This is a genomic window from Flavobacterium cutihirudinis (assembly GCF_003385895.1).
Taxonomy (GTDB): domain Bacteria; phylum Bacteroidota; class Bacteroidia; order Flavobacteriales; family Flavobacteriaceae; genus Flavobacterium; species Flavobacterium cutihirudinis.
In genome coordinates, this window is sequence record NZ_QRDQ01000007.1 from 1,255,005 (window position 1) to 1,268,493 (window position 13,489).

The following is a 13,489-nucleotide window of genomic DNA, read 5'->3' on the forward strand; positions in this document are numbered from 1 at the left end:
CACTAATTGTAAATCTTTTTGCGTAATTTGTACCTTTAATTTTTTGCATAACCCATGTCAATCACGTTAACTCCATTTACTAAACAACAATTACTGCCACAAGAAGAAAAGCTTGAGGTTGGCCGTTTTAAAAGAGAACTTTTTATAGGAATTCCTAAAGAAACAAGTTATCAGGAACGTCGTATTTGCTTAACTCCAGATGCTGTAAATTCTTTAACTTATGAAGGTCATCGCGTTATGATTGAATCTGGTGCGGGAGAAAGTTCTAGTTATTCAGATAAAGAGTATGCGGACGCTGGTGCAGAAATTACAAAAGACACAAAAAAAGTTTTTGGTTGTCCATTTTTATTAAAGGTAGAACCACCAACGTTAGCTGAAATTAAAATGATAAATCCTGAAACGGTTATCATTTCTGCTATTCAGTTAAAAACCAAAAAGAAAGAATATTTTGAGGCTTTAGCACAAAAGAAAATCACTGCGCTTGCCTTTGAATACATAAAAGATGAAGACGGATCTTATCCGGCTGTAAAATCTTTAAGTGAAATCGCCGGAACTGCTTCCATCTTAATTGCTGCCGAATTAATGATTACAGATGAATTCGGAAAAGGACTTTTATTCGGAAATATTACGGGCGTCCCTCCTACTGAAGTTGTTATTTTAGGAGCCGGAACTGTAGGTGAATTTGCTGCAAAAACCGCAATTGGGCTTGGGGCAAATGTAAAAGTTTTTGATAATTCTATTACAAAACTACGTCGTTTACAGAATAATCTAAATCAGCGAATCTTTACTTCTACTATTCAACAAAAAGGTCTTTTAAAAGCTTTAAGGCGTTGTGACGTGGCAATTGGTGCCATGCGCGGAAAAGAACGCTGTCCAATTGTTGTTACCGAAACAATGGTTGAACATATGAAAAAAGGTGCGGTGATTGTTGATGTCAGTATTGATACGGGCGGATGTTTCGAAAGTTCAGAAGTAACAACACACGAAAAACCAACTTTTATCAAAAACAATGTTTTGCACTATTGTGTACCAAATATTCCTTCAAGATATTCTAAAACTGCTTCATTATCAATAAGTAACATCTTGACTCCTTATTTGCATCAGATAGCTGAAGATGGTGGTTTGGAGAGTGCAATTCGTTGCAACAAAGGTCTTAAAAATGGTATTTATTTATACCACGGAATCCTTACAAATAAAGCAATTGGAGACTGGTTTGATTTGCCGGACAACGATATTAATTTACTTGTATTTTAAAGGAACTTTAATGTACCTTTGCAAAAATTTTATTTCATGAAGTTCGTACACCGTTTTGCATATTATTTGATTGGTTTAGTGATGGGTTGTTTTTTTGTAGCCCTTGTATTTAGTGGTAAAGACACTCGCTGTAACTATTTTCCGAACGCAAGAGTTTTAAACAATCTTAGAACGAAACCTTTTCAGTATTCTGATAAAGCCATTCAGGTTTTAAATGAAAAATGGATAGACACGGCTGATATTAAAAGTACTTTGACTCATGGTGATGTTGACTTTGACCAAAGTAATGTTCCGTTTAAAAACGGAAAATTATACATAATTGAAGGGAAAACAGTAAAAAATCAAGAGATTATTTTAAAAGTAGTGAATTACGAAAAGAAAGCTGTCTTAGAGGAAATTATTAAGAAACCTGCAGATAAATAGTCTGCTGAATCAAAATTAATTAAGATTTTTGTCATTTCGAGGTATGAGAAATCACACGTGAAATTCGACAAAGATTGAAGATATTGTCTATGAAATTTCTAGTGTAATTTCTCGTACCTCGAAATGACAAAATTGCTAAAAATTCGTGTAAATTGGTGTAATTGGTGTTTTACAACCAATCAATTTCTTTAATTCCTTTCGATTTCAGAAAATCATTTGTCTGACTAAAATGTTTGTTTCCAAACCATTTCCCTTGATTAGCACTCATTGGTGATGGATGTCCTGATTCTAGAATATAATGTTTTGAACGATCAATTTTTGATCCTTTTTTTTGAGCAAAACTTCCCCATAAAAGAAAAACAACATTTTCTTTCTGATCAGAAATAGCTTGAATAACAGCATCTGTAAAAAGATTCCATTTTAAATGTTTATGACTATTTGGACTGTCTTTTCTAACAGTCAATGATGCGTTTAAAAGCAAAACACCCTGTTGCGCCCATTTTTCAAGATTCCCTGATGTTGGCATAAAAATCGAATCAAAATCGGTATTTATTTCTCTGAAAATATTGCGCAAAGAAGGTGGAATTTTAACATCATTATTTACTGAAAAACTTAAACCATTGGCCTCGCCTTCTCCATGATAAGGATCCTGACCAATAATAACAACCTTTAAATCCTTAAAACTGCAATTATTAAATGCAGAAAAAATTAACTCAGTCGGCGGATAACAAGTGTGCGTTTTATATTCGATATCCAAAGCCTCCATTAATTCAGTGAAGTATGGTTTTTGAATTTCATCTTTTAAAACTGCTTGCCAATCTGAGGATAAATTAATTTTCATTTTAAAATTTTATTACAAATTACGCAAAGTTTTATTCAAACTGCCAATTATTAGTGCTATTTAGTTTTAAAACTTTGTAACTTTGAAATCTTTACAACTTACGATATATAATGATATCTATTACAGAAAAAACATTACAAGATTTACAATTTCCAACGGTGCTCGAAACTATTTCTGCAGGCTGTAATACAGACATTGGAAAAGAAAAAGCTTTACAAATAACACCTTTCAGAGATAAGGAAACTTTGATGCAGTCTTTAATGCAGACATCAGAGTATGTATCTTCTTTTCAGAATAACAACGCGATTCCGAATCACGGATTTGACGCCATAACACACGAAATTAAGTTTTTGGCAATTGAAGATAGTTTTCTTGAAGTAGGAAGTTTCAGGAAAATTGCCAATCTTTCTGCGACCACAAATGTTTTATTGAATTTCCTTAAGAAGTTCGATGATTATTATCCAAATTTAAATGCAAGAGCTTCGAGAGTTGAACTGACGAAAGATATTATAACAGCAATTGATGCAATCGTTGACAAATATGGCGAAATCAAAGACAATGCTTCGCCGGCATTAGCCAGTATTCGTCAGAATATGAATTTGGTTCGTGGCAAAGTAAACCAAAGTTTTGGTGTTGCTTTAACGCAATATAACAGTTTAGGCTATTTAGATGATATCAAAGAAAGTTTTGTTCAAAATCGTAGAGTTTTAGCGGTTTTGGCAATGTATCGTCGAAAAGTAAAAGGTTCAATTTTAGGAAGTTCTAAAACTGGAAGCATTGCTTATATTGAACCTGAAGCTACTTTAAAATATTCAAGAGAATTAGCCAATTTAGAGTATGAAGAAAAGGAAGAAATTACAAGAATTCTAAAGAATTTGTCTAATGTAATTCGTCCTTTCTTACCATTATTGATAGAATATCAGGACTTTTTAAGTGATATAGATGTCGTAGCCGGAAAAGCAAAATATGCCAACCGAATCAACGGGATTTTACCAACTATTACAGAAGAAAGAAGGTTGTTTTTCAGAGAAGCTTATCATCCGATTTTATACCTAAATAATAAAGAAAAGAAGGAAGTTACGCATCCACAAACTATCGAATTAAAGCAGGAAAATAGAATTATAGTAATTTCAGGGCCAAATGCCGGAGGAAAAACAATTTCCTTAAAAACAGTTGGTTTACTGCAATTAATGTTACAATCAGGAATTTTAATTCCCGTACATGAAAGAAGTGAAACGTTCTTATTTGATCGAATTCTAACCGACATTGGCGATAATCAATCAATTGAAAATCATCTTAGTACGTATAGTTATCGATTGAAAAACATGAATTATTTCTTAAAAAAATGTAACAAGAAAACCATGTTTCTGATTGATGAATTTGGTACAGGTTCTGATCCGGAATTGGGAGGTGCTTTGGCAGAAATTTTCTTGGAAGAGTTTTACCACCGTGAAGCATTCGGAATTATTACAACGCATTATTCTAATTTAAAGATTCTTGCAAACGAACTTCCTTTTGCTACAAATGCCAATATGATGTTCGACGAAAAATCACTTGAGCCTATGTATAAACTGGCTTTAGGTCAGGCCGGAAGCTCATTTACTTTTGAAGTTGCTCAGAAAAATGGTATTCCGTTTGGTTTGATTAACCGCGCAAAAAAGAAAATTGAAGTTGGGAAAGTTCGATTTGATAAAACGATTGCAACACTTCAAAAAGAGCGTTCAAAGCTTGAAAAGACTTCTTTAAACTTAAAAGAAGAAGAAACCAGAGCGCGCGAGGAAAGCAAAAAGATGGAAAACATCAATGTAAAAATCAAGCAAAAACTGGAAAGTTATCAGGAATTATATGATAGCAATCAGAAGACAATTTACATTGGTCAAAAAATTGAAGATATTTCTGAGAAGTATTTCAACAATAAAAATAAGAAAGAACTGATTGGTGAATTTTTGAAAATTGTTGAAATTGAAAATTCGAAACGTAAAAAAGCTACTCCAAAAGAAACTAAAGCAATAATTGAAAAGAAGAAAGAAGTTATTGCGGAAGTTAATGTTAAAGTTGAAGAAATTCGGAAAGAGAAAAAAGAAAAGAAACTTAAACCGGTTATAGAAAAACCAAAACCAATTTTAAAAGTTGGTGACAGAGTTAGAATGCTCGATGGTCGATCTGTTGGAAGCATTGATTCGATAGAAAAAAATAAAGCAACTGTAAACTATGGAATTTTTACTTCAAAAGTAAGTTTAGATGAACTAGAATTAGTTGAAGCTGTTAAAAAATAATATTCTTTTAAAATTTAAAAAAAATATCAATTTTAAGCAGAAAATTAAAATAAGGCGATTTTATAGTCGATTTTTAAAAATTGAATAAAGAAGATGTAGTTTTTTAAAAAGCCTCTTAAAAACACTTTATGAAAGCTGTTTTTGATTGTGTTTATCTATGAAAATATCAAATTTAATAGATTTTAAAAATCATCATTTTAAACTATTAATAATTTTGTTTTTATAAATCAAATTAATGTTTATAAAATTCAAAACAAAGTCCATTTAGATATTTCTTTATTGCTAATAATTAAAATTTTGAAAAATTGAATTCATCAATAAAAACAAAAAGTGGATATCTGAATGTAAGTAAAATTCATTCCATTTATTATGAGGTTTGTGGTAATGAAAATGGAGAACCCTATTTATTTGTACATGGTGGTCCTGGCGCTGGTTTTTCTGAAAGCGATAAACGTTTCTTTGATTTTGAAAAACACAAAGTGATTTTCTTCGATCAAAGAGGTGCTTCAAAAAGTAAACCGTTTGGTTGTATTGCAGAAAATTCAACTCAGGAACTTGTTAATGATATTGTTTATCTTTTAGATTATTTAGAGATTCCTAAAGTTACCATTTTTGGAGGATCATGGGGAACAACTTTAAGTTTAGTATTTGCGATTCAATATCCTGAAAAAGTCAAAAGTTTATTGCTACGCGGAATTTTTCTTGGAGACAAAAGATCAATTAATCATTATTTAGATGGTGGCGTTGAAAAAGAATTTCCGAAAGAATGGAAAAGATTTAAAAACCTGGTTCCTGAAAATTCAACGTTGACAATTCCCGAATATTATCTAGATCAGATGCTAAACGGAACACCACAAAACAAAGAATTATATTGTTATGAATGGGTTTTCTACGAGATATCAATATTCAAAAAAGGAATATTAGAGAACGAAATTGATACGATTATTAATCAATTTCCCTTTCAGGCAATGGCCATAATGGAAGCATATTTTTTAAGTAATAACTGTTTTCTGGAAAATGACTATATACTTAAAAACTGTGAAGTTTTAGATACTATTCCGACAACTATTATTCATGGAAAATACGATGCAATTTGCCCAGTAGAATACGCTGAACTATTGCATGAGAATCTAAATAATTCCGTTTTGTATATTGAAGATGCTGGTCACTCGGACTCTGAACCCGAGATTGAGCGAAGGATATTCGAAGTTTTACTACAATCATAGTAAATATTTTATTCTAAAATATTATCAAGATTACCATCAAAAAAAAATCCACAAAACTGAAAATATCAATTTTGTGGATTTTTTTTTTCTAAAATTTAAACTAGCTTTTAATCCAATTTATAACTTCAGGTTCTGTTACCAATGTTTTTGGTTTAATTACTTTAACCAATTCTCCTTTTTCATTGATTAAGTATTTTTGAAAATTCCATTCAACTTCAGAATCCTGCAATCCGTTTTTAGATTTTTGAGTTAAAAACTTATACACCTCGCACATATCATCCCCTTTTACAGAAACTTTGTCCATCATAGGAAAAGTTACACCGTAGTTTTGCTGGCAGAATGTTTGAATTTCTTTATTTGTTCCAGGCTCTTGAGATGCAAAATTATTTGCCGGAAAGCCCACAATTACAAAACCTTTGTCTTTATACTCTTTGTAAACTGCTTCAAGATCTTTGTATTGTGGAGTTAAACCACATTTTGAAGCTGTATTTACAATCATTATTTTCTTTCCTTTTAAAGAAGCAAAATCAAAAGTGTTTCCTGATAGATCTTCGACTTTAAACTGGTAAATGGTTCCTTTTGACATAACTTTCTCCGTTTTTGGTTTATTACTCGTTTGAGCGTGAACCTGAGAGGCCATCATAAACAAAGCGCTGCAAACTAAAAATGCTATTTTATTCATTGTTCAATTTTTTATAAAATTAGTTAAAATCTGATTCTCGAAAAAGGTTTTGCATCTTTTATTTTGTATTAAAGATTCGTTAAAAAAATGAAGCCTAACGTTAATCAGACGTTAGGCTTCCCCCCATACAAACAAATCAAACCATGAATTTATTTTTCTGCTTTAAGCAATGTCTTTAAATATAGTTGATGCCTCAGTTTATAGTAAAAATATTTTTAGAATTTAAATGCTATATCATAATATATTTTCTGGCGTTGATTTGATTTTTTTATGGGCGTAAAATCAAGCAAATTAAATTCGGACTAAAAATTTTTAATTGGAAGTCTGAGGACACCAACTATTATCTTAAATATTATGATGTCTATAAATTATATTTTGAACTGACTGGAATTTTCGAAGAATTACTTAATACAAATTCATTGCAAAAACCATCTTTGCTAAATTTCATTAGCGTAAAAATTGTGGTTAAACCAACGATCAAAATTTTAAGTTTAGACATATTTTTTATTTTTTTAATGATGCTTTTTATAGCAATATTTAACTACTTCTACATTATTACGGTCCTAAATCCCTATTTCAACACTTAAACAATTGTTAATTTTAAATGTCATTCGTCTACTTTTACTGTTATCAGTTTAATTTATTTTGTCTTTTAAATTCATATACGTAATTGGTTTGTTTTTGGTTTTAAAAAAAGTAGAAAAAATGCAAAATTTTTTCAAAACCCAATATTTACTGGCTTTAGAGGTGCTAAAAAAAATATTTTTTTCATAAAAAAATAAATTATCTTTAACACAATGATAAAATACAGATCTACTAAAATTTTGTTTAAACTTTAAAATATTAATCTATGAGTCAAGAAGAATTGCTAGTTTTAATTTATAAGAAAGACGAAAAGGCATTTACCCACTTGTACGATATGTACTCGAAAAGTCTGTTTTCAGTTATTAGTATGTTGATAAAAAACCGCGAAGAGGCCGAAGACGTTTTACAGGAAGTTTTTGTGAAAATTTGGAAAAACATCGATTCATACAACGAGAGTAAGGGCCGGTTTTATACTTGGATTCTTAATATTGCAAGGAATACATCGATTGATACTTTGAGGTCTAAAAATTTTAATAATAGCCAAAAAAACCTTTCTACCGATAATTTCGTAAATCTGTTAGATGACAGTAATAAGTTAACGAATAAAATTGATACCATTGGAATTCAGGAGTTTGTAAAAAAACTCAAGCCTAAATGTATTGAAATCATTAATTTATTATTTTTTAAAGGATATACCCAACAAGAAGCTTCAGAAGAATTGGCAATGCCATTGGGAACTATCAAAACGCAAAACAGAAACTGTATTAACGATTTAAGAAATTATCTAAAAATATAATGGAAGCACAAGAATATATAGAATCAGGGATTTTAGAACTTTATGTTTATGGCTTACTAAGCGAAAAAGAAAATCTTGAAATTGCTGAATTGGCGAAGAAAAATCCAGAAGTTGATCAGGAAATAATTTCGATAGAAAAGGCAATTGTTGCCTTGTCATCGAGCTTCTCTCCTTTCCACTCTGTTGCCAATTTCGAAAAAATCAAGGCTCGTCTTGAACTTAAACATGGCAAAGTAGTTGAAATGAAACCAACTTCTGTCTGGAGCCAGTATGTTGGCTGGGCTGCTGCAGTATTATTGCTTCTTGGTCTAGGTTACCAAACCTTAGAATTAACAAAAACTAAAGAAGCAATTGCTACTGTTGGTACTGAGAAAAACAAAATTCAAAGAGATTATGCTTTCTTAGATCAGCAAAATAAAGAAACAGAGAAAAATTTAACTATTGTTAGAGATATCAAAAATACTGGTGTAACATTAGGCGGTCAAGCGGTTTCACCAACATCTTTTGCAAAAGTGTATTGGAACAAAGACACCAAAACGACTTATATTGATGCTGCAGGTTTACCAAAACCACCAAAAGGAATGGTTTATCAGGTTTGGGCATTAAAATTAAGTCCGGTGTTGACGCCAACGAGTATTGGTTTACTTAGCGATTTTGAAGGAAACTCTCAAAAAATATTTGCAGTTGACCGTACAAACGAAGCGGAAGCATTCGGGATTACGCTTGAGCCTGCTGGAGGAAGTTTAACACCAACAATGACTCAATTGTACACATTAGGAAAAGTATAAAAATTATTTTCTTTAAAAACAGGAAGCGCATATTAGTTTTAATATGCGCTTTTTTATTATTTTTAGTTTACTAATAGTCAAACAACTAAAATGAACGGAAATTTACTTCTAAGAATTGCGGTTTCAATTATTCTCCTCACCCATTCTATTTTCGGAATGTTTAATAATGGTATTAATGATTTCGGAAATTTATACCTCAATCAAATTGGTTTTGCTCCTTTTGGCGTTTTTCTGGCCTGGAGTATCAAACTATCTCATGTTGTTACAGCTATTCTTTTTCTGCTTAATAAATATGTTAAACTAGCCGGTTTTGTAACCATTTTTGTATTATTGATGGGAATTATTCTGGTTCATTATCAAGAAGGTTGGTTTGTTGTGGGTGGCGGAAGAAACGGCGTTGAATATAACTTTTTATTGATTGTAGTAGTATTAGCTATCATGTATCCAAATGGATATAAAAGAATAAAATCTAATTAAAACAATACAAAATCTCATGGAAATTATCTGTAAAAATTGCCATCACGTTTTCACAGGGCATTATTGTAGTAATTGCGGACAGCCTTCAGCAACTCATAAAATTAATGCTCACTTTTTATGGCATGATATCCAGCACGGTTTATTGCATTTTGACAAAGGAATTACTTATTCGCTAAAACAATTATTTACAAGACCAGGACATTCAATACGTGAATTTATCGAAGGGAAACGTGTAAGACACTTCAAACCACTATCATTGGTAGTTGTTTTGGCAACACTTTATGGTGTGCTTTATCATTATTTCAACATCAATACTTTTCCCCTTCGAACAGAAAAAACTTTAGATTATAATGAATTTAATGAATGGATGGCAACACATTTTTCTTGGGTTACAATCGCTACAATTCCAATATATACAATTGGAACCTATGTTGTATTTAGGAAACAAGGTTATAATTTTTTCGAGTATTTTGTTTTAAATACTTTTAAAGCGTCGCAAAGACTTTTTGTCCAGATTCTGACATTTCCTATCCTATTTTATTTAAACGGAAGTGCAGAAATTCAAAAGTTTTCAGCGTTTACGTACGCAATTGGTCTTATTTTGATTTTTTGGACAAACATTCAGTTTTTCAATAAAATATCAAAAACAAAAGCTTTTTTCATGAGCATTCTAAGTCATTTGATTTTTTTGATTTGTTTTCTAATAATTACAGCAATAATACTTGCAATAACAGGAAAACTATCTTCGTAGAAAGTTCAATCTATAATATAAAAAAAGAGGTTCAGTAAAAACTGAACCTCTTTTTTGTCTGAATTAATAATTATTTACCTGTATAAATTATTTCTTCTTTACTTTTTTGCTTTTATAGTATTTATGATATTTCGGATAAGTCAAAGCCCCAATTATCGCTATTGTTCCCATTGAATAATAAATCCAACTTAGTGAATGTGCTTCTCCACTTGCGTACGAGTGTAAACCAACTAAATGGAAGTTTACCCCATAATACGTGAACAAAATCGAAATAAAGCCAAACATACTCATTAAATTGAAAAACCATTTTCCTCTTAATGCAGGAACAAAACGAGCGTGAATAATAAAAGCATAGACCATGATAGAGATTAAAGCCCAGGTTTCTTTTGGATCCCATCCCCAGTAGCGTCCCCAGCTTTCGTTTGCCCATTGACCTCCTAAAAAGTTTCCAATCGTTAACATGATTAAACCAATAGTCAATGCCATTTCGTTAATGTATGTAACTTCCTTAATATTCAATTCCATTTTTGCTTTATTCTTTTCATTGGTAAAGAAAATAAGTACCAAAGCCACAAAACCTAAAATCATTCCGAGTGCAAATGGTCCGTAACTTGCCACGATAACTGCAACGTGAATCATCAACCAATATGAATTAAGAACTGGCTGTAAGTTTGCAATTTCCGGATCTATCCAGTTCATGTAAGCTGCCATTAAAATCATTGCCGTTACGAAAGCTGATGAAGCGACAGTTAATTTAGATTTCCTATCAAAAGCCAAACCGAAGAACATTGTTGCCCAAGCCACATAAACAATCGATTCATAAGCATTACTCCACGGTGCGTGTCCTGAAATATACCATCTTGCAATTAATCCTAAAGTATGAAGAGCAAACAAAAGCCCAACTATAATATGGAAAGCATTTATAGTAATGCGAAGCCATTTTTTCTCAAAAAAGATATTTAAAATGGTAAAAATCAGCATCAGAATTGATACAGTTATATACCAATATGGTAATACTTTAAAAACATCATATTTATTATACGCAATCTCGGCATCAATCTTTTGTTCGCTTGGACGAACTTTAGCACCAAATTTCTTTTGGAAACCATTTATACTTTCTACCAATTGATCGGCTGTATCCCAGTTTTTTGAAATAGAAGCATTATTTAAAGCACTAAAATATAACGGCAGGATTTGTTTTACGTAAGTAGAATCCATTCCTTTAAAGCCATTATTATCACGCTCTAAATAAGAAACCCATTTGTGATTTGGATCATTTGGCACAGGAAATATTTTCAAAATACTTCCGCTTAAAGCAGATTCCATTAAGTTTACTTTCTTATCTGTTTCGATAAAATCCTTCTCAAACTGGTTTGGATTAGCAGCTTTGTAAGCAGCATCTAAATAAGGAGAAAGTTTGTAGTTACCTTGTGCATCAAAAAATTGAACAAACGGAGCTCGTTTAGCATCTTTATCAACTCCAATAATTTTACGAATGCTGTCGTTTCCTGCTCTTAAATGAATAAGCGGAACCTGAATCCAAACCTGTGCATATTGTGTGATAGACAAGAATACTTGATCAGAATTCATTCCGTTGTATGTGTCGCTTTGACTTACTTTACGAAGTAATTCAGAAGAGAACGTATTAACAGGCTTCATTCTTCCGCCCGCATCCTGAATAATCAAGCGGCCAAATTTTGCAGCATGAGATTCCGGAGCTTTATAAATAGTCAATAAAGAATCTATTTGTTTCTGACTTGGCGCTGCTGTTACATGATTTGCATGATCATTAGGATCTGCAGTTTTGTGTTCATGCTCGTGTACATGACCTGGTGTGTGAACATGTGGTTCAGTAGTTTGAGCAAAACCACTTAAACTAAACATCAAAACTAAAATAGTAATTAGTTTTTCTTTCTTCTTTTTCACATTATCTAACTTACGTTTCAGATCAGCGAAACGAGAATGTTTGGTAAACATAATGGCCATTAAGCCGAAGAACAACATGAAATAACCTAAGTAAGTAATTGAAGTTCCCCAGAAATCATGATTAACTGATAATACTGTTCCTTTCTCATCCGGATCAAATGAAGACTGGAAAAAACGATATCCTTTGTGATCTAAAACGTGATTCATGTAGATGTCCGCGTCAAAAGTTTCTGTAGAATCCAAAACTGTTACTTTACTTTCAAAAGCAGAATAACTCTTCTCTGTTCCTGGATATTTTGTAGCAATAAAATCATTCAAACGAACTTTAAAAGGCAGAATATATGCTTTACTTCCAAAGAATAAGCTATATTCAATTTTACCAATTTTCACTGTTTGCGGCTCGCCTACACTTCCTTTAGAACCTAAAAGACGAACTTCTTTTTCCTGACCATCTGCTTTTACTTTTACAATTAAAGCATCTGAATGTGATTTTGCTTTAAAATCATTGTTTGATTCATAATCTACAATTCCTTTTACCGGTGGATCAGGGAAAACAATTCTAATATCTCCAATGCTGTAAAGTGAACGCATCATTAAAGGCTCTACTTTATCTTTAGAAACTGTACCTTTCAATTTATCAGCCATTCTCATAAATTCTCCTTCAAATGGCGTTTGAATCGTGTATGTGTCTCCTGTAGTATTAATATTAATTGCTCCGTCAGTTTGTTTATTTAATGCAAACAATACATTATGGATATTTTGAACTTCACCTTCTTTTAAAAAGTGTTCTTCACGTCCGCCGGCACCAGCTTCAACTAATTTTAAATAAAGTGTTCCTTTTGGGTCAGGTTTTATTGTTTCTTTAGCTCCCATGATGTAGTTTACATAACTTACTTCAAAAGGAGTTTCGTCGAACTTTCCTGAAAGGGTAAAATCATTATTAGTAACCGGAGACAGCAAAAGGCTTTTATCAAAAACTCTACGTTTCATTTCACCTTTATACTCACCATCAGCAAAGACGGTTATAAAAGTTTTATCTGAGTAAATTTGATTCTCTGCAGCACCTTCACGAATTGGCATCATTCCTTCATAACTGATGTAACGTGTAATAAAAGCTCCTAAAATAATAAACACAAAGGCAATATGAAGTAAAAAAGTTGCCCACTTTTCTTTTTTAAGTAATTGGTAACGCTTGATATTCCCGAAGAAATTAATCATAAAAATGGCCATTATAGCCTCAAACCACCAAGTATTGTAAATTAAAATTCTAGCTGTATCTGTATTGTATTTACTTTCGATAAAAGTTCCAATACCCATTGCGATTGCAAATGTTAAAAAAAGAACGGCCATTAAGCGTGTAGAAAACAAAAAAGAGAATATTTTTTTATCCATTTTTGAGGAATTACATTGTATAAAAGTGCCACAAAAGTACTTAAAAATGTTGAGTTCCAATATTTGTCAGTT

The 13,489-nt window shown here is 31.7% G+C and carries 11 protein-coding genes; 8 read left to right on the forward strand and 3 right to left on the reverse strand.

Annotation, left to right across the window (positions count from 1 at the left end; genetic code table 11):
* The first annotated feature begins 54 nt into the window (after window positions 1-54).
* Both BD847_RS05485 and BD847_RS05490 read left to right on the forward strand, forming a co-directional pair.
* Window positions 55-1,254, forward strand: coding sequence for an alanine dehydrogenase (locus tag BD847_RS05485; protein ID WP_115887230.1), 1,200 nt, complete (start codon window positions 55-57; stop codon window positions 1,252-1,254).
* 36 nt (window positions 1,255-1,290) lie between these two features.
* Complete coding sequence (locus tag BD847_RS05490) at window positions 1,291-1,677, forward strand: DUF4258 domain-containing protein (protein WP_115887231.1); 387 nt, start codon at window positions 1,291-1,293, stop codon at window positions 1,675-1,677.
* Window positions 1,678-1,846: 169 nt separating this feature from the next.
* On the opposite strand, the gene BD847_RS05495 is transcribed toward BD847_RS05490, so the two are convergent.
* Complete coding sequence (locus BD847_RS05495) at window positions 1,847-2,518, reverse strand: uracil-DNA glycosylase (protein WP_115887232.1); 672 nt, start codon at window positions 2,516-2,518, stop codon at window positions 1,847-1,849.
* Between the two features lie 110 nt (window positions 2,519-2,628).
* Between BD847_RS05495 and BD847_RS05500 the strand changes: the two genes are divergently transcribed.
* Window positions 2,629-4,794, forward strand: coding sequence for an endonuclease MutS2 (locus BD847_RS05500; RefSeq protein ID WP_115887233.1), 2,166 nt, complete (start codon window positions 2,629-2,631; stop codon window positions 4,792-4,794).
* Between the two features lie 305 nt (window positions 4,795-5,099).
* Window positions 5,100-6,020 carry a prolyl aminopeptidase gene (gene pip, locus BD847_RS05505; RefSeq protein WP_115887234.1) on the forward strand — a complete coding sequence of 307 codons (921 nt, stop codon included), beginning with the start codon at window positions 5,100-5,102 and terminating at the stop codon, window positions 6,018-6,020.
* A 100-nt stretch (window positions 6,021-6,120) separates the two neighbouring features.
* Here the strand turns inward: pip and BD847_RS05510 are convergent, their stop codons facing one another.
* On the reverse strand, window positions 6,121-6,702 hold the full coding sequence (locus BD847_RS05510; RefSeq protein ID WP_115887235.1) for a glutathione peroxidase: 582 nt from the start codon (window positions 6,700-6,702) through the stop codon (window positions 6,121-6,123).
* Between the two features lie 850 nt (window positions 6,703-7,552).
* On the opposite strand from BD847_RS05510, the gene BD847_RS05515 reads away from it, so the two are divergent.
* From BD847_RS05515 to BD847_RS05530, 4 genes are all read left to right on the forward strand, one after another.
* Window positions 7,553-8,083, forward strand: coding sequence for an RNA polymerase sigma factor (locus tag BD847_RS05515; RefSeq protein ID WP_115887236.1), 531 nt, complete (start codon window positions 7,553-7,555; stop codon window positions 8,081-8,083).
* On the forward strand, window positions 8,083-8,871 hold the full coding sequence (locus BD847_RS05520) for an anti-sigma factor (RefSeq protein WP_115887237.1): 789 nt from the start codon (window positions 8,083-8,085) through the stop codon (window positions 8,869-8,871). The genes BD847_RS05515 and BD847_RS05520 overlap by 1 nt, the downstream gene beginning before the upstream one ends.
* Window positions 8,872-8,961: 90 nt before the next feature.
* Window positions 8,962-9,348, forward strand: coding sequence for a DoxX family protein (locus BD847_RS05525; RefSeq protein ID WP_115887238.1), 387 nt, complete (start codon window positions 8,962-8,964; stop codon window positions 9,346-9,348).
* Window positions 9,349-9,364: 16 nt separating this feature from the next.
* Window positions 9,365-10,099, forward strand: coding sequence for a DUF3667 domain-containing protein (locus tag BD847_RS05530; protein ID WP_115887239.1), 735 nt, complete (start codon window positions 9,365-9,367; stop codon window positions 10,097-10,099).
* Between the two features lie 87 nt (window positions 10,100-10,186).
* Here the strand turns inward: BD847_RS05530 and ccsA are convergent, their stop codons facing one another.
* Window positions 10,187-13,417 carry a cytochrome c biogenesis protein CcsA gene (ccsA, locus tag BD847_RS05535; protein WP_115887240.1) on the reverse strand — a complete coding sequence of 1,077 codons (3,231 nt, stop codon included), beginning with the start codon at window positions 13,415-13,417 and terminating at the stop codon, window positions 10,187-10,189.
* Between the last annotated feature and the right edge of the window lie 72 nt (window positions 13,418-13,489).

What these genes read in the sequence shown, in the direction of transcription:
- BD847_RS05485 (WP_115887230.1), top strand. Translation starts at nt 55, where the DNA reads ATGTCAATCACGTTAACTCCATTTACTAAACAACAATTACTGCCACAA.
- BD847_RS05490 (WP_115887231.1), top strand. Translation starts at nt 1,291, where the DNA reads ATGAAGTTCGTACACCGTTTTGCATATTATTTGATTGGTTTAGTGATG.
- BD847_RS05495 (WP_115887232.1), bottom strand. Translation starts at nt 2,518, where the DNA reads ATGAAAATTAATTTATCCTCAGATTGGCAAGCAGTTTTAAAAGATGAA.
- BD847_RS05500 (WP_115887233.1), top strand. Translation starts at nt 2,629, where the DNA reads ATGATATCTATTACAGAAAAAACATTACAAGATTTACAATTTCCAACG.
- BD847_RS05510 (WP_115887235.1), bottom strand. Translation starts at nt 6,702, where the DNA reads ATGAATAAAATAGCATTTTTAGTTTGCAGCGCTTTGTTTATGATGGCC.
- BD847_RS05515 (WP_115887236.1), top strand. Translation starts at nt 7,553, where the DNA reads ATGAGTCAAGAAGAATTGCTAGTTTTAATTTATAAGAAAGACGAAAAG.
- BD847_RS05520 (WP_115887237.1), top strand. Translation starts at nt 8,083, where the DNA reads ATGGAAGCACAAGAATATATAGAATCAGGGATTTTAGAACTTTATGTT.
- BD847_RS05525 (WP_115887238.1), top strand. Translation starts at nt 8,962, where the DNA reads ATGAACGGAAATTTACTTCTAAGAATTGCGGTTTCAATTATTCTCCTC.
- BD847_RS05530 (WP_115887239.1), top strand. Translation starts at nt 9,365, where the DNA reads ATGGAAATTATCTGTAAAAATTGCCATCACGTTTTCACAGGGCATTAT.
- ccsA (WP_115887240.1), bottom strand. Translation starts at nt 13,417, where the DNA reads ATGGATAAAAAAATATTCTCTTTTTTGTTTTCTACACGCTTAATGGCC.